Here is a 23,181-nt window from a genome sequence, read left to right as displayed (position 1 = left end):
CCTCGGCGCGGGAACTCGATCGGATCGATCGAGTGCGGATTCGCGCGGTGGCGATGTCGCTCGCGGCATCCGCTCCATCAGATTGGGATGACGCCACGGAGCTCATGCGCGCGGCCGTGAAGTACCTCACGGGACCCGTGAACGAACTCCTTCGCGAGCATGTCGCCCGGGCCTTCCGTCAGCCGGCCGAGGATCTGGACCTCACGGAAGACCTGCGACAGCAGTTCGCGGACTACGAGGGCAAGCTGTACCAGGTCGGCGTCATGACCTTCGCGAAGACGTTCCAGCACCGCTTCGAGACCTTCGACGATGATCTCGGCCCGGGGCGGGCGGCAAGTTCACTCCAGATGCCGGCGATCGCCGAGTTCGTCGAGCGCTGGGACCCGCCGGCGTTCTGGCGTTCGTTCGAGAGTGAGATGCAGGACAATCGCCGATGGATCGCTCGGCCTCCGTGGAGCATCGCGTTCGTCGTGATGGCGATCCTCGTGTCTCTCGGCTTCCTCAACGTGCTGCCGTGGGAGGGACAGGGGCGGGCAGTGCTCAACGTCCTGACGTCCACGGCCCTCGCGACGATCGTGGTCGCCCCGTGCCTCCTCTGCTTCTACATCGCCTACCGCTTGCCGCGGCCGGCTCCGTTCGCCGAGCGCAATCTCCTTCTCACCCGGATCATGTGGTTCGTGTCGGCGACGTGGGGTACCGCGCTCCTGTTCTTCGGTGCGCTCATCGGAGCGTTGGTGGCGGTGTTCGTGAGCGCGGAGGAGCTGGAACGACTCCAGGAGGACGATCGATGGAGCGTGCAGCTGCTGGAATCGCAGGTGCTGGTGCCCGTCGCCGTCATCGCCGCCATCGTGGGGTTCCTGGCGTGGATCTGGCTCACGTTCGACATGTACCGAGTGCGGCGCAGCGGCCGATTCGTCGCGCTGCTGAGTCGCGAGTCGACCGAAGAGCTGAGTCGCGCGATGAAGGACTGGATCGGGCTCGACCTGCTGAGCTCGCTCGATGCCCCGCCACCGCGGGAGTCGCGGATGACGACGAAGGTCGCGTGGGCTCGCCACCTCTCCTCACCCGTCTACCCGGCCCTGAGCTACGTGGCGGGCTTCGTGTTCCTGGGGATGCTGCCCTGGGTGTGGGCGACCTGGACCGCGCTGGTGTGATCGCACGGCGGTAGGGCCTCGGCCGCCGGGTAGCCCCAGCCGGCCTCACCGCTGCGGCCGGGAGGCGTGAAGGCGTGTCTCGCCGTCGGGGTTCGCCGCCCGCGCGAACCTCGCGGCGAGGCGCTCGAACGCCCCCTTCAGCTCGTCGCCGTCGACGACTTCGACGTCGGCGTCGAGCTGCGCCAGCAGCAACGCCAGCTGGTCGGGGTCGTCCGATCCGAGCTCGACCCGGCACGTGGACTCGTCGATCGCCTCGACGTCGACGGGAATGCGGATCGCGGCAGCGACGGCGGCGGCCGACGCATGCACGACGACCCGCGCCCGGTACGTCCAGCTCGCCTGGACGATGCGGCGGACGACGTGCTCGACCAGGGCGTCTTCGGGGATGACGCGGGGACGGAATCGCACGCCGGTCGGGGGATGCTGCACCATGCGGTCGACTCGGAAGACCCGCCAGTCATCGCGGTCGAGGTCCCACGCGAAGAGATACCAGACAGGTCCCCAGCTCACGAGCCGTTGCGGCTCGGTATGGCGTGCCGACGCGCTGCCATCGTGCGTCGTGTACCCGAACCGCAGGCGTTCGTGGCCTCGGATCGCCGCGGCGACCGCGCTCAGCACCGCGAGGTCGGGTTGCGGTTCCGGGCCAGGGACCACACTCGTCGCCTCGCGGACCGCGTCGACGCGCCGACGCAGGCGTGAGGGCATCACCTGCTCGATCTTCGCGAGCGCGGTGAGCGAGGTCTCCTCGATCCCGAGTCGCCATGTCGCCACCGCGCCCAGCCCGATCGCGACGGCGACGGCTTCGTCGTCGTCGAGCAGCAGCGGCGGCATCGCTGCACCCGCGGCGAGCCGGTAGCCGCCGGCGACGCCGGGTCGAGCATCCACCGGGTACCCGAGCGAGCGCAGCTTGCCGATGTCGCTCCGCACGGTCCGCGTGCTCACGGCGAGCCGGTCTGCGAGTTCGGAGCTCGTCCAATCTCGCTGGAGCTGCAGCAGCGACAGCAACTCCAGCAGGCGGGCGGAGGTTTCGAGCACGATCCGATCATTCCGCATATTGCGGAAGCTAACCTGCCGCATTGGTTGGAATCGTCGGAGTCATGAACAACGACACCGGGCTCACGCCCTTCCGCATCGACATCCCGCAGTCCGACCTCGATGACCTGCACGATCGACTCGCCCGCACTCGCTGGCCGATCGCCGCACCCGACCGGGATGACCGCGATGACTTCAGCCGCGGCATCCCGCTTCGGTTTCTGACCGAGCTCGCCGACTACTGGCGTGACGGATTCGACTGGCGTGAGCAGGAGGCGAAGCTCAACGCGCTCGACCAGTTCACCACCGTCGTCGACGGGCAGACGTTCCACGTCGTGCAGGTGCGATCGGCGAACGCGGCGGCCACTCCGCTGCTGCTGTGCCACGGCTGGCCGGGATCGTTCGTCGAGTACCAGCGACTCATCCCACTGCTGACCGACCGGTTCCACGTGGTCATCCCATCGCCCCCGGGCTTCGGCTTCTCCACTCCGCTGTCCGCGAGCGGGTGGGAGCTGGGACGGACGACGGATGCCTACGCCGACATCATGACGCGGCTCGGCTACGAGCGCTTCGCCGTGCACGGAACCGACATCGGCTCGGGCATCGCCGCCCGCCTCGCCGGTGTCTTCCCGCAGCGGGTCATCGGCACGCACCTCGGGGTGGATCGCATGGTGCTGGGGGTGGTCGGCGACAAGTTCCCCATGCCGGACGGCCTGACCGACGACGAGGCCGGTCAGCTCGAAGCGCTGCAGGCCGAGCTCAAGGCGGAGAGCGGATACCTCGGCATGCACAACCACCGCCCCGACACCATCGGCCCCGCGCTGACCGATTCGCCCGTCGGACTGCTCGCGTGGATCGGAGAGAAGTTCAAGACCCGCCGCGACGACGGCCACCACGTGCCGGCCGTCGATCGCGACCAGCTGCTCACGACCGTCGCGCTGTACTGGTTCACGCGCAGCGGCGCCTCGAGCCCCCAGTTCTACTACGAGGCCGAGCACACCGAGCTCGCGTTCGCCTACGCCCCCGAGGTGCCCTCGGCCTGGGTCGCGTTCGACACGCACCCGATCATCCGCCGCGCCCTGGATCCGTGGGGAGCGGTGGGCCACTGGACCGACCACGCCGAGGGCGGACACTTCCCGGCCATGGAGGAGCCGGGACTGCTGGCCGACGACATCCGCGACTTCTTCGACGGGCTGGAGTGAGGAGAGGCGCGCCGCGGCGAAGGAGAGCGGATGCCGCGGCGCGCCGACTCCGCTATTTGGCGGCAGTCTTGGGCTTGTTGCGGACTTGAACGCCTCCGGTTGGTCGCGACTCGACTTCGAAGAGTTCGGTCGCTCGCACCAGGTCGGAGAGCTTCGCATAGTGCCAGTTGCGCGGATCGAAGTCAGGCTGCTGCTTGCGCATTAGGGCACCGACCACCGCGAGGTTGGCCCAACCATCTTCTCCGGAGGCAGTCGCGATGGAAGTTCGAAGCCCTGACAGAAGTTTCGTGTTGGACCGGAGTTCTGCGCGCGTCGCTCGAGTCGGCGCCGGAGCCTTGACAGCCCCCTCGGCGGCGGGCTCGTCCAGCACGTCGAGGTAGGTGAACTGGTCGCACGCGTTCCGGAACGCCTCAGGAGTCTTCCGCTCCCCGAACCCGTAGACGGTCACGCCGTCCTCCCGGATGCGCGAGGCCAGGCGAGTGAAGTCGCTATCGGACGACACGATGCAGAACCCTTGGAAGCGGCGTGTGTACAGCAGGTCCATCGCGTCGATGATGAGTGCGCTATCGGTGGCGTTCTTCTTAACCGTGTTCGCGAACTGCTGCATGGGCTGGATGACGTGCTCGCTCGCCGGCGCCTTCCAACTACTGAGGCGCTGCTGGGTCCAGTCGCCGTAGACGCGCTTCACGGATGCCGTACCGAATCGTGCGACCTCGGTGAGCACCGCGCCGATGCTGGACGGCGGCACGTTGTCCGCGTCGATGAGGACTGCGAGAAGGTCGTTGGGCTGCGCCATGGGATCAGCATGGCAGTTGCGCCCGGACCTCAGCGCCCGAGCGGGAGTCCCGGGTCCGCGTTCCACCGCGCTGGTGCGGGAAGTGCGGTGCCGCGGGAGAGGCCCCGGGTGATTCCCCGAACGACCATCCACGCCAACGGCACGGCGGCCACCCGCAGAACCTCGCCGGCGATGCTCGCCCACATCGAATCGCGGAACTGCTCCAGCACCTCGGCGTTGTTGTAGATAATGCTCGACACCTGGATGAGGGTGCCGCTCGAGATCCACAGTAGCCACCAGAGGATCTGCCACGCGGGCCGGGAGCGTCCGGTCGCCCGCCAAAGGTCCGAGATGTTCTGGTACGGGAACCAGAACGAGACAACGGGAATCAGCCAGGAGCCGACGTGCCAGCCGGGTGAGCGTCGCGTGCGGCCCTGCACCTGCTTGGCGGCCCGGTACTGCCAGATGAGCCACAGCACGCCGGTGGCGACGAGGGCCATGGACGACACGACCGTGGACATCAGGCTGACTCGGTCGTACGCGTTGAGCAGCTCGATGTCGTAGTCGAGTCCGTCGAGGTAGCGCGTCACCGCGCCGATCCCGAACACCTCGACTCCGATGGTGAGAACGGATGTCAAGCCAGAGACGATCAGCAGCACCTGCGTCGCCACCGCCAACCTGACAGGAACTCTGGATGCCGCCGGCTGGGAGCCCGGCTGCGGAGCCGGAGGAGTCCACTGCACGCCGTCCCACCACCACTTCTCAGACGATCCGTTCGGCGCTGGGTACCAGCCGGCAGGAGGTGGGGCAGGGGTGGTGCTCATCGGCGGGCATCCTTGTGATGTTGTGGACTTATCGTGCGATCCGGACAGCGAAGTCCGCGGATCGATTGCTCACTCTAGCGATCCGCTGAAGAGTTGAAAGCGACACGCCGGATGCCGCCCTCGGCGCACGATGACGGCATGAGTACTCGGCAACGCTAGCCCCATCCAGGGGCCGCGCCCGGGTGGCCATGGCGCTCGCTATCGTGCAACCTGACCGAGATCCAGATCAATGACTGACGGAAAGTCGATCGCGCGCCCGAGACGCAGGCAGGCTGGTGCAACGGCGTGCCACGGGCTCCGCGAGCGCCCGGATTCAGTCTTCGAATCGTCGCTGCAACTTGGCGAGCTGACTCGCCGGTCGTACCCAAGCGGCGTTCCGATCCCACGGCGGGACGTGACTCCCGGTCCGCTTGCGCGTCAGGTGCCACGCGTCACAGCGATCACATGGATACACGCGTTGCGGGACTTTCGGGTCGTCTGGTTTCGCGTTCCGCCAGCCGGCGAGCGCATCACGGGCCGCGGCCTGGGTCCTGTACGGAGTCTTGTTGCATAGCTCGAGTGCCGCGGCGGGCTTGGACGCGTTCACGTTCTTGATGCTGGGGCTCGCGGGCTCGGCTGGCGCGGGAGCAGGATCGCGTACGGCACGATCGAGCGCATTCAGGATCATGTCCATCTCGAAGTCGTCCTCGGCGCCATAGATCTGCCGATCGCTGAGCGAGTAGCGGTCAACCATGACCGGACTCTATCGGTGCACCGACGCGGTGAAGGCTTGTGACGACGCGATGACCTGCTTCGCTAGGCGAATGCTGCGTCCGCCGTGAGCGTCCGAGCGAGGTGGGCAACGCCAGCTTCGACCTGTTCGATGGTTCCGGAGATTGGGATCGCATGGACGTAGACGCGCACTCCCGCCGTAGGAATCTCAAGGGTGCGCTCGATGACATCACCTGAGACATAGAGGAGGTGAGCGTCCGGCACGTTCAGTGCGAGTGCGTACGCCACCGCCTGATAGACGTCGCCGTTCGGTGGCGAACCATGCCCGGCGCCCAGCACTTTGTACTTGGTGTCGGCGACGGTCAAAGGAACTCCGTGGGCTGAAATGACGATGTCGGGCCGTAGCGCGATCGCGCGATCCGTATCGAGCCAGTAGTGGCGGTCCTGCGCAGTGACCGTGAGTCCGTCTTCAGCGAGGATCGTGTGGAGGCGATTCGCGACGTAGCCCTCGAAGACTTGTGCCATGTCCACGAGGAAAGTGCCTCCGACCGTGGCCCCCTCGCGATGTGTCCACGACACTGCTTCAAGGATCACTCGTGCGAGCTGCAGTGGGGCGGCGTAGTGCTGATTCAGGCGGTGTAGCCGGATCTCGGGGAGGGGCAGGCCACGCGGCAAGGACTCGACGTCGACGAAAAGTACCTGCATCCCCTTCAGGGTGTGACCCAGGCCGATGGTCAGACCGTCGAGCCGATCGAGCACGCGAAGCGCCGTATGAAGGATGCGGTTCTCGTCGATGTCTTCTGTGAAGTCATCGAAGTCGATCTCAACCGGGATGGGGATCCCGGGTCTCACAGCCAGCTGTCGTGCGATGTCCCATCGACCGCGCACGACTGTGCTCGATTCTTGGATGCTTCTGTAGCCCTTGAGCAGTCCGCGCCGGGTCGCCTGGTCGAGTGCATTTACAAACGCACTGGCGATCGCAGTCGGGATCGACGTTTCAGCTCCGTGCTGTGTCTCGGTCGCGGCCAGGTTCAATTGAACTCCGCCCATCGAGGCCATGAAGACAATGTTCTCGAGCGAGGTCTTGGGCACAACACGCAGCTCCCGGCCCTCGACGACGGCCACACCGATCTTCCCGACGTCGGTGATCCGCCACCGCCCGGCGATGGAAGTCGGCGTGACGCGACAGAAGCGCAGCGCCTGGATCTCCATCGCTTGCGCGAGCGTCAGATCAACGAAGCTCTCGCCCTTCTCGCTGATCGAGATGCGATGAGACACGGCCGCGTTCAGTTCGCCTCGGCCGAGGTCGAGCCGTCGCTCACTCCCTCGATGTCGGGGGCAGGGTCCGGCTCGACAGCATCGAACAGAGACTTGAGTGCGAATCGTGATGCTACGTCGACTCCCGTTCCCAGATGGCGTTCCTCCAGGAGCGGAAGGAGATTCTCGGTCCAGATTGCCTCGAGGTCCGTCGCAGCGAGGTTCTCTCGACGCAACAGATAGCTCGGACCGATCCGATCCTCGCGCTCGCGGATTCGAGCATTCAGCTCGGCAAAGAGCGCTGGCAACGGAAGACTCTGCGGATTGGCGTCGACCCAACGCTCGAGGATCCCGGCGACTGGCGGCACATCGGGATGCAGCTCAAAGAATGAGAATCGTCGGCGCATGGCCGAGTCGAGCAGGGCGATAGAGCGGTCCGCCGTGTTCATCGTGCCGATGATCAGGACGTTCTTTGGCAATGAGAACGTGTCGCCGCCGTCGGTGCCTGAGCCGGCGTACAGGAGATCGATCGCCTCGTCCCGATACTCGAGCAGGTAGTACAGCTCCCCGAACACCTTCGAGAGGTTTGCTCTGTTGATCTCGTCGATCAGCAGCACGTGAGCAACGTCCGGATCTCTGCGCGCGTCCTCCGCGATGCGACTCAGCGGCCCTTTCGCGAGTTCGAACACGAGCTGTCCATTCTTCTCACGCGGCCGGTACCCCGCGAAGAAGTCCTCGTACGTGTAGGAAGGGTGGAACTGGATCCGTCGGGCTGCGTCGGGTCGGCCCGTAATGGCGTCGGTCAAGGCCTTGGCGACAAAGGTCTTGCCGGTGCCGGGGGGGCCATAGAGGATGACCTGACCGCGCCGATAAAGCGCGTCAACAACACGGGCAACCCATTGGTCGTCTAGGTTCAGTGTCTGACTGAGCCCGACGTGGTCAATCTCGCTGGGAGCGAAGCCTCGCGGATCCGCCGACACTGCATCCTCATCTTCCGGCTCCGGCTCGTCATTTTCGTGGATGACGGTCGGATGGTGCGGTGTGGGGTCCGCGTGCCAAACGTCCCGCAGCGGACTCGCGTAGAAGTTGACCGGCTTGCCGCCCTTTGTCTGCAGGGCGATCACGATCCGCCGCAGATCGTCATCTGCGTCGTTGCTGAACTGCCCTCCGATCTCGCCGATGAAGGCTTGCCGGATTCGGTGACGGTGATCCTCCGAGACGATCGGCCCGAAGAACCCAGGGTGCACCAGGTACATCAGTGCATATCGCTGAGTCGGGAACGAATCGCCATCCACCGAGAGCACGAATTCGCGCCACGCGCGTGGGTCACCCAGAACACGCTCCTGCGCGTCCGCATCTAGGTCCACCCAGGCTTTCGCGAGATTGATGATGATCGTCACAGCGTGATTGATGCGGGACATCATCCCCGTACCGGGATTGAAGGCGCCGCCGCCGAATGCCTCATCGAACACCGTGGGGATCGACACCGGGTGCTCCATCAGCCGCAGGACCGACTGGACCTTTTCCGTCTTTTTCGCGTGTCCCATCACGGTTGCGATCGGGAGTACCTGAACGGAGACGATCTCCGCCATCAGCAGCTTGACGGCGTCCGCCTGGTCCTGAAGCTGGATCTCGAGATTCTCGACGAAGTTCTTGCCTTCAACCTTTGCCGAGCTAGTCCACTTCGCATGGAGCGCGGTCACCGTTGACGGCTCCCAGACCGACAGCCCGGGGCTGAAGATCGATCCGCCTTTCTTCAACCCTTCATCCACCCACGCGCGGGCGGCAAGTAGGAGCTTGCGCTGCGCGGCGTCCGAAGAAACCCACACAGTCGGGAGTGCGTCCTCTATGTTTGCCTGCAGTTCAATACGTCCCGTCGCGTACCGCCGTTGAGCCTCGGCGAACAAGTCGTCCGCAGGGAAGTCGTCGAGCGCACGCAAGCCTGCTTCGGTGATCGCCCACTTCCCTGAACCGTCAGGATGCTTCCGCAGCCAACCCGCTGCAACGAGATCGGCACTTGCCCAACGCCAGTCGGTCTCGCCGCGACGGCGTCCGCGCGAACTATTCAGCTCGGTCTCATGATCGGTGAGAGGGACCGTGTGCTCCGCATCCGCCCAAACTTCGTTGATCGGCACATAGTCGCCCGTCGGCGCTGTCCGCGCCAGGTACTCCAGTCCAGCTCGTGCTCGCGCCGCTCTACGCACGTCCGTCTCTGCCACCGGTGCTCCTGACTCCCGCTTCCGCTTGAGTCTATGGAGGCGCTTCGCACTACGGCAGATTGCCGCGCTCGGCGTCGAGTCCGCAATCGTGTCGGTCCGCGCGACGTTTGGTACCGGTAGCGTCCCAGGAGGGTTTCGGGCACTCGCGGAAACACGCCAAGTCCCGCGGAATCACGCAGATCTTGGAGGTTTCAGGGGCACGTTTCGATTTCCCGGATACACCTGAGATTTCACCGATTGTGGGCAAGATGTCCTCACGGCGCAGACAGCGGGGTTTTGATGTCTCAGGACATCGGTGACAGTTCTGCCTCAGGACATCGGTGACCCGCAGGGAAGCGCCGGAGTCTCGGCCCCGTAAGCGAAGCCCAGGTTGAACCGTCATTGTTAGCTGGCCCTTCGAGAAGGAATACCCGTACGGCGTGGACGTCTGTCGGGCACGTCGTCCTCCCGCAAATTGAAGCGGGGCACGGCACGGCGTGAGGCCCAGCGCTGTGATCCTGGTCGCCTGTGGAGTCCTAGATCGAACGCTCGAGCCGGACCGCCTGTCGGCGCATGTCAGGCGCCGAGATCGCGCGGTACAGTGCGAGGCTGAGACCGCAGACAGCAGCGATACTTGAGGGCTATGGCGAACTACAAGAGCGCGGAGCCTGCGGTCCAATCCTGGTCCCAGGAGCAGCTCAACTTTGACGTGGACGAAGGGCGTTCGAGGACCTACCACCGAGCGCCGGGATCACCTCTTGTGCGGAGCCTTGAAGTATTGGACGGTGTGGGTCCCAAGACTGCTCGCGAGCTCCACGGGCATGACATCACGACTTGGACTGATGTCGTCGACGATCCCTTTAGTCTTCCTCGGGGTATGCGTGCTCGGGTGACTAGCTCGGCACATCGCGCGATCGAGGCGTTTGAGCGAGAAGACGTCTCCTACTTTGTCGCCCGGGTCCCCCCGCCAGAACGATGGCGCATTCCCGCATCGATGCCACGTCGCGCGCTCTTCCTAGACATTGAGACGACCGGCCTGAGCCGGGTTTACCATGACGTCACGGTGATCGGCTGGTCGCGGGATGATCGTTTCGAAGTCACGGCTGCGGAGAACTGGCGAGAGGGCCTCGACCTCCTTGCGGCCGAACTCGGTGACAGCGTCGTCGTGTCGTTCAACGGGGCTCACTTCGATCTGCCCTTCCTTCGACACAAGATTCCTCGCCTCCCTGAACCTCTCGGACATGTCGATCTTCGCCATGTCCTCGCGCGCGCCGGGTACTCCGGCGGGCTGAAGCGGATTGAGGCCGCGGTCGGGTTGGCTCGGGACGATCGGGTCGCGCGATTGAACGGCGCAGTCGCTCCTGGCCTCTGGTTTTGGTACCAGCGCGGTGACTTGGCGGCGCTGGAGTCGCTCCTGCGGTACAACCATGCAGACGTCGAGAACATGAAGTTCCTCCTCGAGCACGCTGCCTGGACGCTCGACCCAGGGGCGGAGCCAGTGGAATTCAGTCGCTCGTCCTTCGAATCGTGGCGAGAATCCAGATCTGGGAGGGCAGTTGTGAGAGCTTTCACCGGTTCTACATCACCGCGGTTGACTCGTAACGACCTGCCCGCTGCAGAAGGGGTGACAGTGGTCGGGATCGACCTCACTGGTAGCGAGTCGAAGCCGACTGGATGGGCTGTGCTCGACGGTTTTTCTGCTCGCACCCGCATGATCGGCTCGGATCGTGACATCCTCGAGGCGACGGTCGCTGCGAAACCGACTCTGGTGTCTATTGACGCCCCACTCTCCTTGCCATTCGGCCGCACGTCGGTAACGGATGATGATCCCGCGTTCGCTGAAGCCGGAATCGTGCGGACGGCGGAGCGCGTCCTCTGGGCTCGAGGCGTCAAGACATACCCCGCGCTCATCCGAAGCATGCAGCAACTCACAGCTCGCGGAATCCGCTTGGCAACTGACCTCCGCAAGCTCGGGATACCGGTAATTGAAAGCTTCCCAGGCGCTATGCAGGACATCCTTGGTATGCCACGAAAGGGAGTGAGCCTGTCTGCCCTCGCCCAGTGCCTGTCCGAGTACGGGCTGACGGGGCTGTCGGATGGACAGTCCCGCACCCACGATGAGATTGACGCCCTGAGCAGCGCGATCGTCGGTCAGGCGTTTTGGGAAGGAAAGTATGAGGGGGTTGGCGACGACCGTGAGGGTTACCTGATTGTTCCAACGACCGACTCAGTCCGCCCGCGAGCATCCGTCGTGACCATCGCCGGCCACTTCGCGGCGGGGAAGTCGACGCTCGCCGAGCTGCTGGAGGTGCGAGGATTCAGACGTGTCAGGTATAGCGAGGTGATCGCAGAACTCCTTGGCACATCGGATCGTTTGGCGCTGAGGGTCGAAGGCGAGCGACTACACGCCTCCGGTCGTCAGACCTGGCTGAGTCATGAGGTTCTCGCACGTGTGCGTGAGGCAGACCGCGTTGTGGTGGACGGTGTTCGCTATCCCGAGGACTCGGCCTTCTGGACCGAGCAGGCGGGGCCTGCTCATTTCAAAGTCTTCGTCGAGGCTGACGCCGCTGTCCGTCGGTCCAGATACTCTGAAAGAGCCGATACAGCGGAGCGATTCGATGAAGTAGACAACTCAATCTCGGAGAGGGAAGTTGATGCCCTCCGGGGACTCGCATCGATCGTCTTCGACAACACAGGACCGATGAACGCCGTTGAGGCGTTCGCCGACAAGCTCGCGAAGGAGAGACCCTAAGTCATGCCCATCTCGATCATCGTCGGAGCGCAGTACGGGAGCGAAGGCAAAGGGAAGGTGGCGCATGCCTGGGCAAGTCGATACGGTGCCTCGGTAACTGTACGCGTCGGGGGACCCAATAGCGGTCACACTGCGGTGCACGACGGACAGACGCACGTCTTCCGGCAGCTTCCAACGGCGGTCCTCTGGCCAGGGATCGTTGCTGTCCTTCCACCCGGGAGCTACATAGACGCATCGCTGCTTCTACGGGAAATCGAATCGCTCGGGCTCGGGCCAGATCGACTCGTTGTGGATCCCCGTGCGGTGGTCGTCACCGCCGCCGATGTTGACGCGGAGCGTGAGGCTCAGTTGGCGCGAAGAATCGGCAGCACCGGTTCCGGGACTGGTTCGGCAGTGGCACGTCGCATCAGGCGGGACGGCAGCACTGTCCGCGCTGCGGACGTCGAGGAGTTGAGGCCCTACCTCGGAGACACGCTCCCGCTGCTGCACGCGACAATAAGTGAACGCGGGCGTGTGCTCATCGAGGGGACGCAGGGCTACGGCCTTTCACTGCTGCACGGCCTCGAAGGTGACTTTGCTACAAGTCGCGATACCACCGCAGCCGGATTCCTGTCGGAGACAGGTCTGAGCCCTCGAGACGTTGACCAAGTCGTACTGGTGGCAAGGTCCTTTCCGATTCGCGTGGCTGGAAACAGTGGAAGCCTGGCTTTCGAGCGCAGTTGGGAAGACATCGGCGCAAAGACTGGCCGCAAAGAGTTGATCGAACGAACGACGGTCACCAACAGAATTCGAAGAGTAGGAGACTTCGAGCCTGAGGTCGTTCGCCGCGCCATCTACGCGAACAGTCCTTCCCACATCATTTTGAACCATCTTGATTACGTGTCAGATGTTCAAACCGATCGTGGCAGAGCTGAGGCGGCGGGCTTCGTGCAAAGGATTGAAGAGGCGCTGCAGTCAAGAATTGATTATCTCGGACTTGATGCGGCGAGGATCGTGAGTCGCGAGGAGTTCCACGCGGTGATTTGACTGCCGACGAGCCTCAGCTACGGGGTGGGCGCTGTAGGCGCCGGGGTTTGCGATGGCGATGAACTAGGAGTTGGCGTCGGACTCTGAACCGTATCGACGTCATTCACGCGCACCTCCAATTCGCTTAGCTTGAAGGTCATCGGGATTATCATGCTGAAGATTGCGACGGCTAGAGCAATCACCCCGGCTACTCCGGTAATGCCGAGCCAGGTCGTATTCCTTGCAAGATCCTTCTGCGCCTTTTGCGCAACGCTCTTGGCTTCTGCCGCGTTGCGGGCGATTGTTGCGGAGCTGCTCGAGGGTAGCCCGAGTGTGCCGACCGCCTGCTGAATGTAGTCGTCAACGACTCGATCGCGAGTCCGGTCAGCGCGGAAGTTGACGTAACGTGCGCGATCGGGCGTTCGAGGGATGGCTCCCCACGCTGGATTCGGGCTCAGTTTGGTGACTTCCACCCAGATAATGCCCTGCCCTCCGACCAACGTGTAATTGTGCTCGGTGAGGTTGTGAAGAGGCAACGAAATTCTGCCAACGAAACCGGGGTCGATGAGAGGGCCGGTGCCTACCAGCAAACCCTTGTAGACGTGGTCAATTTTTAGGTTGTGGCGAAGAGCGATGTAATCCGGGAGTCGAAGGAAGGGCTCGGTTGTGAGAAATGCAATGCTGTTCTTGGGTAGAGTTAGCGACTGCCCGCGCTTCAGCTCACCCTCAATCCGCTGACCGTTCGCGTCGATGTAGATGTATCGTCCCAGCGCCGCGATCTCATAACTTGCGGTCTTGAGTCGGTCCGGGTTGAAAGGGTAGATCATGCCCGTGCGCGCTACATAGTCCGCGATGTCTGCGCTGTTCAGGAGGGCAGGTGGCACATCCGGGAATGGGTCGGTCGAGCGGGTCACGCGGAACCGCGAGGTAGCCTCCTCGTCGGTTGCCGCAAAGTCCAACGAGGAGTTATGCTGGCGAGCGCTGTCGCGCTCCTTATTCCGGTCCCAGTCGTCCATGGCATCGGTAGAGTTCGACCCGGCGATCGAGTGGGCGTCGCTAGCGTCGGGTTGAACTTCGGCTGGCGACTCTTGGGCCGGCGCCCTATTGCTACGCCAGTCTTCGAATTTCTTACCCCAGTCTTTGAACTTTGCGACTAGATCCATGTCGTTTCCTTGCCGGGGGACTGACTCGAAGCGGTCATCCGCAAAGGTAGCGCATGAAGTGGATGAGGATGCGAGTGGCGCAGCGGGATAGGTGGCATGTGGCGTTCGGCCACCCGACTTCCGGTGCCTGCAAAGCAGGTGCCGCCATCCGAGCGGGTTCGCTCGTATTGGCACTCAGGTCGGTCCCTGAAGGCGCTGGTGGTGCCGCGCTCCTATGAGGCTGGCTGCCGTAAAGCCGGCTCACGGCTGGGCATCGCGGCGCCACCTTTTGACATGCGAGATGTCGGAGTGGGGGGTAACGGACGAAAGGCGAGCGGCAACTTCAAACACGCCCGCGTCGCCCGCATAAGCCGTCCGATGATTACGCGGTGATGGTCCGCTATCCGCGCTCGACTGGACGGCCTGACCCAACAGGGAGGGTGCGGTAAGTCGCAGTGGCCACCATCTCGCTTCCACTGCCGCAGACCACCGCGCATGCTGTCAGGGTACGGGCATATGTCAAACGCTGGCACATCCTCGCAAGAAGTGATATGTGCATTGCGGTTCTTCCTCGGTGTCACCGCGCTCGTTCGTGGCCGGGCGCGCTCGCGTCATCGTCGGTGGCCGACTGTCTCCGTGAGCATCCCATCCAGACCGGGGCCATAGAAGCGTGATCAGTAGGCTGAGCAGTGGAACTACCTCCCAGGTTGGGTCGAGTGACAGAGGCATGCCGTCGCTCCCCTGAACTGCGCTACCGTGCCAGGTCGCGGGATCGAACCTTCGGCGCGCAGGACAGGACTCGCCTTTGACATGTGCGCCCGACAAAAGCGCGGACTGCCATAATCGGCCGTGGGGGAATCTGGTGGTGATGACGTGCTACGTTCCGGCTGCACATGAGACCAGGGCCTAACGCTTTCGCCGCGGGGTTGAAAGCCTGGGTTCGAAAGACTTCGCGGCCGTTGCCTTCAGCGCGGAATCTCGTGGATTGCCCAACCAGCACAGCGCAGGCGTGCGTCGGCGTCCGACTGTGATCGACCACGCCGCCGCCAGGGAAGGAACCCCCAAGTGACTAGCGACATTGACATCCTCCGTGCTGCGCTCGATGTCAAGACCACTGTCGACTTCGCTGCACTTGAGGCCGCGCTGGCTGAAAGGGGCGCGATCAGGTGGCGCGCGGTTGGGGACATGGACGACAACTTCGGAGCTATCAACGCCGCGTCCGACAGTCGGCTTGCACTCAACGAACGAATCACCAACATGATCGATGCCGTCCTGGAGAGGGAGGCGCGTCTTACGTTTGGCACTGACCTGTCGGCGATGATTGGGGCCATGAGCAGTCCTCTGGAGGCGGCGACGGTGTTGTTCGGCGTACCTGACGGCGGAGTGGGCGAGCTCTCGATTGCCGACAGACAACGTCTAGCCGAGGACGTTGCAATCGACTTCGTGGAGTCCGGCGCTCCCGATCGGCCAACGGCGGTCATGCGTGACCGTGGAATCGGGCAGACGGCCGACCGCCTGCCCGAAACGATCCTGTCCATCCATAGAGGTAACAAGCGCGATAAGCCCTTCCTCATGGGGATGTACGGCTGGGGTGGTTCCAATGCTCTGGGGTTTGCCGAAGGCGGTACCGCGATCGTGTCGCGGCGCCACCCTGCTCTGCTCGACGGCGAGGTCGATGGCGTGGCGGTCACCGTCGTTAAGAAGGTGTACTCCGCAGACATGCGAACTCCGGCGTACTATTTCGCCGTCGACGAGAACCAGAAAGTTCTCTCGCTCGACGGGGAAGCTGCTGACGTGATCGGCTTCCCGTTTGGCACTCAGATCGTCCATGTCGAATACGACCTGGGCATCAAGGGTCCTCTCCTCAACCAGTACAAGTACTACAACGCCGCGCTTTACGAGCCTGTTATTCCTTACTATCTCGGCTCGAATCGCCTCGTCGACAAGACCCCTGGGCGCCGCACAATGGTCGGTGTCGGCGGCGCGCTGAAGTCCCGCGGTACGGAGGACGAGGGCTCCAAAGGAACAAAGGTCGGCTACCAGAACCGCGCAACGATCGATCTCGGGGACGACGGCGAGATCAAAGTGCACGTGTGGGTCATCGACAGGGAAGGGGTCAAGCCCGGAGCAAACACGGCATCGGCATTCGTGGATGCCGATAGCGCAATAGTTGTGACACTCAACGGCCAGCGTCAAGACTCCGGCAAGGCAGAATGGATCAAGCGGGTCTGTAAATATCCTCACCTCTACTCGCGCATCATCATCGAAGTCGAAGCCGATTTCCTGAGCCAGGATGCAAAGATCCGCGCATTCGCGTCCACGCGCGAGCGGCTGAGGGGCGCGATGCACGAGCGCATCTTCAGTGAGCTCGCGGAGCTGCTGATTCAGGATGAGGAGCTGCAGCGTCTTCAGGAGAAGCTTCGTGAGGAGTCGCTGAAGGATACTGCGAGCAAAGCCAGTGAGAAGGATCTCAAGAAGCTGGCCAAGATCATCGGGAAGCTTGGTGGGCGCACTGCCGAGGTTGATGTCGAGATCGAGGTCGAGGCGGACGGGGAAAAGAACAAGAAGGGTGGCGCCGGACAACCTCGCGACACCGATGACACCGCTTTGCCTGTCATTCCGACCACGCTCCAGTTTGCGCCCCATGTGCTCGTCGTCACTCAAGGCGGCACAAAGAAGCGGCTCATGGTGAATCTTGACGCCAAGAACGGCTATCTCCCGGGACATGACGCCGACCTGACGATCACCGTGGAGGGTCCGGAGGGCGAAACCAAGGACGTCTACCCCACGACGCGTTCTCAACTCCTCGGCGGTGCAGCTCAGTGGCTGGTTGCCGCCACGGAGGACGCAGAGCTCGGCGATTACAAGCTGACCGCGCGCCTTCAGGTACCTGGCGGGGAACTCATCGACACGGTCGATATCTCGGTGATAGCTCCGCGTGAACCGGATGGCGGATCGGGGCGGGCCGGAGAGCAAAAGGTCAAGAGGGTCGTCAAGCAAGCTGTGCCCGTGGGACCGCAGGTCTCCTGGGTCGACAAGTCAGGCTGGGATACACATGACTTCGACGCGCGATCAGTCGGCCGAGTCGACGATAGCGGCAAGGGTGTCGATATCTACCTCAACCTTGACTTCGACAAGCTCCAAGATGTCTTGAGCAACCGTTCCTACACCTTGGCCGTTCAGGAGGCCCGCAAGTCTGCCTACATGATCCCGGTGGCTTTGGGGCTCTATCGAATTCACGAGGTCGAAGAGAAAGCAGAACTCGATCCGGAGCTGCTGAAGCAACTCCAGATGATCGTGGCCGATTCGGTGCTGGTCGCGACCGATACCGAGGGGATCCTCGGTGACAGCCTCGATGATGACGACTAGCTCAGATGCGCGCTGGTATCGCGGTGACTGGCTATCGGACACAAGAAGGCGGTCTGAGAACCACCGTTCGAGGTCGGCCCGGGGTGTGGCAGACTGGGTGGCTCGGCTCAGCCGTGCGTGCCCATGCCGGCCATCCAGGAGGACCGCCTGACGGAGTTCCCTCGCCCAGAGGGGTATGAGGCAGTCGTACGCCGGGAGGTTATGCTCCGGACGACGTCGCCGGTGGCCCATCACTGATCGTCAGCGTTCGGGCGTTCAGCGGTCGGCTACTCGCGGGAAGACGCGGTGCCGGAGTCAGCGCTTTCTTATTCCTTGTCGAAACGCTCCGAGCCCTGCCACCCGCGATTCACGCAGGCGTGCCTCTGATCTAGGGCTTCCGTTGAAGGCGCTCGTGAGCCGCGTCCGGGCCTCCATCCTTATAAGGCTCGTCCCAGTCGAGCTCCGAGTCGATCGCGGAAATCTCTGCGTCTTTACGGGCCAGCACCAGTACGCAATCCTTGTCGGTCGCCTGTCCTTTGGTGTCGCCCCAGATGCGGCTGACCTTTTTCTCAACCGGAAGATGGTCCTCGATCAACTGAACTAGCTTTAGGCCTGAGCCGGCGCTCAGCTCGCTCCAGACTTGCTCAGCGAGCGGCACTCGTTCCTTACCGGGCTCGATGACGTCGCCGATCACCACGGCGGCGACGCCGGTCGGTTTGAGAGATGTCTCGATCCCCGAAAGGAGGCGCTGCATGAACGTCTGATATGCGGGGTAGCCGTGCCCATGATCCAAGACGCCGTCCAGCTGCTTTCTACCCGCGCCCTGGTCACGACCCACCTCGTCGACGCCGAGCAACCACAGGCGTATCCAGTTTGCGGTGGCGTAATTCACCACGCGAAGGTACGGCGGCGAGGTGACGATCAGGTCGACGCTACCCGGCCGGACGACGCCGTCAGCCAGCAAGCTCGTCGCATCCGCCGAATAGGTGACCCCCTCGGGGCCCTCGATCGCATCGAGGTAGAGTCGGGCGAGCTTGTCTCTAATGCGGGCGAAAACATCCTGATCTGGTGGCACCAGACTCTTCTCACGGATGAACTTCGCTACGTATCGAGGTGACATGCTGAATGTATTTGGCATTGAGATGCTCAAGTACTGTGAACTGCCATCGCGTCGATGCCCGCCGTGCATGATTCCGGCCAACGCGCCCGCAATCATATGCTTTTGAGGAGCCCAAGTCGTCCGCTCCTCGCTCAGCAACCAGCTGCGAATATAGACGAGCTGCTTGAGAGTGTCGGGATGGTAAAGCATGCGAATGTCGGGCGAGACATCCACGTCGTCTTGAGGCGCCCGGTAGCCCTTCTCCAGCACACCCACCGCGTCCATCATCTTCCCCCATGATGGAGGGTTCGCTTTCGCGCTCGACAGTACATAGGCGAGAGGACTGAGGTCATTTGCGATGGTCCGCCGGCCCTCAACCCGAGCTTGCAACGGCACTGTGCCTCGACCACTGAAAGGGTCGACCACCACATCGCCCGGATTCGAGTACGTCTGGATGAAGTAATGCGCGAGCCGCGCCGGAAACATGCCGTGATACGAGCACATCGTGTGCATCGAGTGGCCCCATCGAGCACCCGCGGCATGCCAAAGCGGACCGATGCTCGTCGTGCCACCGTCGATCGAGTCGGACTCGGCCACATCGAAGAAGGACTGCGTCCAGTCCGTCGCTGAGTTGGTCATGTCAGGTACACCTTGAAGGAGGTTGCAGCGGCCTTCAGCACCGGGTCAGTCGAGTGCTGCGACACACGCGTTAAGTTCTTCACCGCTGCCTTGGAGCGGCGTCGCTCGACGGGCGCGGCCCTCATCGCCCGGCGGGTCCCGAGATCCTTCTTAGCGCTGCGGGTCTCCGAGTCCGAGACGTAGTAGGCGTCGGCCAGCGCTCCGGTGACTGACTCGATCTCGCTCGTCGTGTATCGAGTGACGTGACCTTGGCGCGTTGCGTAGGTCACCTCAGATATCCAAGTCTCAGGCGTCTTTGCGTCCCCCGCGAGTTGCTGGAGAACCAGATCGAGACCACCCGCCGTGAGGCGGAGCCAGGCATAAGGGTTTGAAGCGGGGAAGACGCCGGCGTCCATCAGTTCCACAACCTTGGCGAATTGCCCCGCGCGCTGGACGAGGCGCCAAAGACCGGTGTAGTTGCGCAGCGTCGCCGGAGAAACCCCGATGTAGCGCGCGATGTCGGCCTTCTTCACGCCCTCCGACTCGTGGAGGTGCTCGACCAGCTGTGCGAGCTGGCTCGGGAGCAGATCCTGATAGATGTCGGTCTGAAAGCGAATCTCATAGCGACGCTCGTAGTCGGTCAGGTAGGCCGGCACTGTGTCGAAGGCGGTGTCGTCGCTCTCTCGAATTGCGTTGATCGCGCGGAGTCGCATCGTGCCGTCAACCACGAGGAACTTCCCTGACGGCATCGGCGCCACTTTGATCGGCTCGGCCAGCCCGATCTCTTCAATCGATGAACGCAGCCGCTCTTCAAACTGCTTGGCGCTACCAGACCGCCGCAGCTCATCGCCGACGACGAGCTCGCTCGGCGGAATCTCGATCAGTCTCATCATGCGCCTACCACTCCAGCAACATGGGTTTCCTCACCGAAGGAGAGCGGCAGCCGTTCGGCGAGCTGGCTGAGCCGGTCATCGATCGCTCCCTTACCGAGTCCCGAAAGAGCGTGGCACGCCCAAGAAATCAATAGCAACCTTGACCGGCGATGGGCCTTGCCGCCAAGCTCTACCAGACTTGCCCATCCGATGGCGCGGAATAACTCATCGACCTCGCGGGTGCGCAAATCGAACTTTGCAATCTCACCGACCACATCGGCCCGCTCCGCGCTATCGAGCACATGGCGGGAGATCACGGCGTGAAGGGCGAGGTTTACGCTGCCATCTCTCAGCGCTGCAACTTCAGTCTTGGATGCGGTTTCGAGCTGAGCCTGCAGTCGACGAACAGTTGCGGGCGTCACTCCGAACCGCCGCGCGACGTCCACGGTCTCCTCGCCGCGCTGCCGGGCACGCGAAATCAGGAGAGCCCTGTCAACTGGCCGCATCCGAAGTCGGGCCACGTTTTCGACCAGGAACTGCTGGACCTTCTCATCCTCAGCGAAGTCTGGGGCGACTACGATTCCCGGGATAGTCGCGAGTCCGAGCATCTCGCACGCCAGCGTGCGCCCCTGACCCTTGATGAGGAGGTAGTCACCACTTCCGTCGGGCGCAAGCCGCACAGTGATCGGTGTGAGCACGCCAAACTGTTCAATTGACCTGCGGAGCTCCCGGTGGCCGTCGCGATCGCGCTTGCGTCCTAGGCCATATTCGGGACGAATCTTGGATACTGGGATGTCCTGCACCTCGAGTGCGGGGTGCCGCCCGCCCTGCTCGAACCGGTGTGGTTCCACGCCAGCGACCGCCTGATCCCTGATCGCTTCAGAAACTCTCTCCAACCTGGCCGCCACCCTTCCAAAATACTTTCTGCGAGCCTGCCGCATGCTTCCGACACGACGCGTCCTAGCCACGGCATCGCGGTAGAAGACGGTTGATCTCTCCGTCTGATGCGCGATCCGGCACGCGTCGCGCTTGGGTCGAGGCTCGTAGACCGCGCCCTTCGGAGGTAGAGAACGGTGGTACGCGGCGCTAGTGGGTTGCACGAGCGGTCCCCACCATACCCGCCGGCTCGATACTCGGCGGACCGAACACACCCGCATCCCACTCTGCCCCTGGCCGCGGTATGACCGGCATCGCAACGAACTTGGATGGACACGGAAACTTTTCGGCATCGCGAGACCTATACCCATATGTAGCCACTGACGGGTGCACTGCCCGTCCTACGGAAAGGATACGAATCATGACTATGGACACCACGCCCATCCCGGGAATCGAGGCTCAGCACGATCTGATCCGCCACCTCGAGGGAAGCCAGTTCGGCTGGGACATCGTCGTCGGTGACGCGTTCGTGCGCGGCATGCGCGACATCGGGTACAAGTCGACCGCCTTCGCTCTCAGCGAGCTGTTCGACAACTCCGTTCAGGCGGGGGCCGGCCACATCGACCTTCTCTTCGGGTTCGATCAGGGACACAAGCCCACCAAGATCGCGATCGTCGACGACGGCCACGGAATGGTACCCGCAATGGTTAGAGCCTCGCTCGTATGGGGCGCCGGCACGCGGCACAATAACCGGGTGGGGTTCGGCAAGTACGGCTACGGGCTCCCGAGCGCCTCGGTGAGCCAGGCGCGTCGAGTGACGGTGTACTCGAAGACCGAGAGCACTGACTGGACCAGCGCCTATCTCGATGTCGATGAAATCGGCGATGGCAAGTGGACGAGCGGAAACCGCATCGAGATGCCGAAGGAAACGCAGGAGCGCCCGCCGAGGTTTGTCTTCGACGAACTGAAAAGGCTGGGTCGCGCGGACCTCGATCACGGCACAGTGATCATCTGGGAGAACCTCGATCGTGTGGACCTCCGCCAACGCGACGCACTGCGCGGCAAGCTCGTCACCGAGATCGGCATCATCTACCGCAACTACCTCCTGGACACTCCGATCTCCGTTGATGGCCAGGTCGTGGAGCCTTGCGATCCGCTGTTTCTCACGGAAGGCTTCCGCTATTACGACCTCGATGAAGATCGAGCTGTGGCGTACACGCCCGCGACACTCGAAGTCGCGGACAAGCAGACCGGAGAAGTCATCGGGCGTATGCGCGTGCGGTTCTCGCGGTTCCCGGCGTCGTTTTTCCGCAAGCCTGAGGCGAAGGCTAAGCCTCGCCCCAACCCGCGCAGAGACATGAACGAGCGTCTTGGGATCGCCGATAGCAACAACGGCATCATCTTCCTTCGAAATGGCAGGCAGATCGATGTCGTCCGTCCCCCGCGCCAGCACCTCGGCGTGCTCAACGCCACGACAGACCGGTTCTGGGCGGTGGAGGTCGACTTCGAGGCCACGCTCGACGACTACTTCTCGATCACCACGTCCAAGCAGCAGGTGACGCCCAGCGACGCCATCTGGGACATGCTCAAGGACAAGGCGGGGATCTTCGCCGCAATCAATCAGATGAAGTCGGACTACGAAAAGAACGCGAAGGTCATCCGCGAAGCGGCTGAGGGTGAGGACAAGAAGCCCTCGATCGCTGCGCTCGAGGAAGCGAAGAAATTCCAGACGCAAAAGGCTCCCGTCGAGACTCCTGTGCGTAAGAAGGAGGCCGACGAGAACTTCAAGCGCGAAGTGGACAAGAAGGCTAAGGAAACTGGGATCGACAGATCCCTGATCGAGCAGGAGCTGACCGCCCAGCAGGCCGAGAATCACTACGCTATCGAGTTCGAGGACTTGCCCGGAGCGCCGTTCTACCGGTGCATCCAGCGTGGCGCGCAGCGTGTGCTGTTCGTCAACCAGGCCCATCGGTTCTACAGCGACCTCTACATGGGTCATGGGACGAACCCTCGCCTCCGCGCGGCGCTGGAAGTGTTGCTCCTCACACTCGGGGACGCCGAGGTGAACGCGGACCCCGACTCTGAGCGTCGCACGTTCTACGAGCGCGAGCGCGCGAGTGTGTGGTCCCCGAATCTTGATGACACCCTCAAGTCGCTCGGCCACATCGACCTGGTTACTTCTCCTGACTCTGCCGAGGCTGCGGAAGCGGCTTAGGCACTAAGCCTGGGGCGCAGCATGGACGAAAGCCCTGTTGCGCTCTAGGCTGGTAGCGCCAACTAAACACCACCCTGAAGGGGTTCGTTCTTTCCTGGGGC

Annotated in this window: 16 protein-coding genes; 6 read left to right on the top strand and 10 right to left on the bottom strand. The window is 63.1% G+C overall.

Annotated features, from left to right (window positions below; all coding sequences use genetic code 11):
- The first annotated feature begins 32 nt into the window (after positions 1-32).
- Complete coding sequence (locus ASD93_RS08525) at positions 33-1,154, top strand: hypothetical protein (RefSeq protein WP_157536913.1); 1,122 nt, start codon at positions 33-35, stop codon at positions 1,152-1,154.
- A 45-nt stretch (positions 1,155-1,199) separates the two neighbouring features.
- On the opposite strand, the gene ASD93_RS08520 is transcribed toward ASD93_RS08525, so the two are convergent.
- Positions 1,200-2,189 (bottom strand): helix-turn-helix transcriptional regulator, encoded by a 990-nt coding sequence (locus ASD93_RS08520; RefSeq protein ID WP_056124225.1) that lies wholly within the window; start codon positions 2,187-2,189, stop codon positions 1,200-1,202.
- Between the two features lie 62 nt (positions 2,190-2,251).
- On the opposite strand from ASD93_RS08520, the gene ASD93_RS08515 reads away from it, so the two are divergent.
- Positions 2,252-3,388 carry an epoxide hydrolase family protein gene (locus ASD93_RS08515; RefSeq protein ID WP_056121350.1) on the top strand — a complete coding sequence of 379 codons (1,137 nt, stop codon included), beginning with the start codon at positions 2,252-2,254 and terminating at the stop codon, positions 3,386-3,388.
- 52 nt (positions 3,389-3,440) lie between these two features.
- On the opposite strand, the gene ASD93_RS08510 is transcribed toward ASD93_RS08515, so the two are convergent.
- The 5 genes from ASD93_RS08510 to ASD93_RS08490 all read right to left on the bottom strand — a co-directional run bounded on the left by ASD93_RS08510 (position 3,441) and on the right by ASD93_RS08490 (position 9,174).
- A complete protein-coding gene (locus ASD93_RS08510) occupies positions 3,441-4,184 on the bottom strand; it encodes an NYN domain-containing protein (protein ID WP_056121347.1) in 744 nt (247 codons plus the stop codon).
- 29 nt (positions 4,185-4,213) lie between these two features.
- On the bottom strand, positions 4,214-4,987 hold the full coding sequence (locus ASD93_RS08505) for a DUF4328 domain-containing protein (protein WP_082569253.1): 774 nt from the start codon (positions 4,985-4,987) through the stop codon (positions 4,214-4,216).
- Positions 4,988-5,300: 313 nt separating this feature from the next.
- Entirely contained in the window at positions 5,301-5,720 is a 420-nt protein-coding gene (locus ASD93_RS08500) for a hypothetical protein (protein ID WP_056121343.1), read from the bottom strand.
- 62 nt (positions 5,721-5,782) lie between these two features.
- Positions 5,783-6,976: an McrC family protein gene (locus ASD93_RS08495; protein WP_056121341.1), complete on the bottom strand. Its 1,194-nt coding sequence runs from the start codon at positions 6,974-6,976 to the stop codon at positions 5,783-5,785.
- An 8-nt stretch (positions 6,977-6,984) separates the two neighbouring features.
- Positions 6,985-9,174 (bottom strand): McrB family protein, encoded by a 2,190-nt coding sequence (locus tag ASD93_RS08490; protein ID WP_157536912.1) that lies wholly within the window; start codon positions 9,172-9,174, stop codon positions 6,985-6,987.
- Between the two features lie 622 nt (positions 9,175-9,796).
- Here ASD93_RS08490 and ASD93_RS15735 point away from each other — a divergent pair.
- Positions 9,797-11,905, top strand: a complete 2,109-nt coding sequence (locus tag ASD93_RS15735) for a ribonuclease H-like domain-containing protein (RefSeq protein WP_082569252.1) — start codon at positions 9,797-9,799, stop codon at positions 11,903-11,905.
- A gap of 3 nt (positions 11,906-11,908) precedes the next feature.
- Positions 11,909-12,931 carry an adenylosuccinate synthetase gene (locus tag ASD93_RS15730; protein ID WP_082569251.1) on the top strand — a complete coding sequence of 341 codons (1,023 nt, stop codon included), beginning with the start codon at positions 11,909-11,911 and terminating at the stop codon, positions 12,929-12,931.
- A gap of 17 nt (positions 12,932-12,948) precedes the next feature.
- On the opposite strand, the gene ASD93_RS15915 is transcribed toward ASD93_RS15730, so the two are convergent.
- Positions 12,949-14,073, bottom strand: a complete 1,125-nt coding sequence (locus ASD93_RS15915; protein WP_157536911.1) for a dCTP deaminase domain-containing protein — start codon at positions 14,071-14,073, stop codon at positions 12,949-12,951.
- Positions 14,074-15,117: 1,044 nt separating this feature from the next.
- On the opposite strand from ASD93_RS15915, the gene ASD93_RS08475 reads away from it, so the two are divergent.
- Positions 15,118-17,421, top strand: a complete 2,304-nt coding sequence (locus tag ASD93_RS08475; protein ID WP_056121327.1) for a hypothetical protein — start codon at positions 15,118-15,120, stop codon at positions 17,419-17,421.
- A 367-nt stretch (positions 17,422-17,788) separates the two neighbouring features.
- On the opposite strand, the gene ASD93_RS08470 is transcribed toward ASD93_RS08475, so the two are convergent.
- From ASD93_RS08470 to ASD93_RS08460, 3 genes are read right to left on the bottom strand one after another with little or no spacing between them, the layout of a single operon-like run.
- The gene (locus ASD93_RS08470) at positions 17,789-19,138 is read right to left on the bottom strand and encodes a DNA methyltransferase (RefSeq protein ID WP_056121324.1); all 1,350 of its coding nucleotides are present in this window, start codon (positions 19,136-19,138) and stop codon (positions 17,789-17,791) included.
- Positions 19,135-20,007, bottom strand: coding sequence for a ParB/RepB/Spo0J family partition protein (locus tag ASD93_RS08465; protein ID WP_162253388.1), 873 nt, complete (start codon positions 20,005-20,007; stop codon positions 19,135-19,137). The genes ASD93_RS08470 and ASD93_RS08465 overlap by 4 nt, the downstream gene beginning before the upstream one ends.
- Positions 20,007-20,930, bottom strand: a complete 924-nt coding sequence (locus ASD93_RS08460; protein WP_162253387.1) for a ParB/RepB/Spo0J family partition protein — start codon at positions 20,928-20,930, stop codon at positions 20,007-20,009. Before ASD93_RS08460 ends, ASD93_RS08465 begins: the two co-directional genes overlap by 1 nt.
- 356 nt (positions 20,931-21,286) lie before the next feature.
- Here ASD93_RS08460 and ASD93_RS08455 point away from each other — a divergent pair, with 356 nt between their 5' ends.
- Positions 21,287-23,080, top strand: coding sequence for an ATP-binding protein (locus tag ASD93_RS08455; RefSeq protein WP_162253386.1), 1,794 nt, complete (start codon positions 21,287-21,289; stop codon positions 23,078-23,080).
- Positions 23,081-23,181 lie beyond the last annotated feature (101 nt).

This window comes from Microbacterium sp. Root180, assembly GCF_001428485.1.
GTDB lineage: Bacteria > Actinomycetota > Actinomycetes > Actinomycetales > Microbacteriaceae > Microbacterium.
Note: the sequence above shows the minus strand (reverse complement) of the source record. Positions and strands in the feature narration are given on the sequence as shown.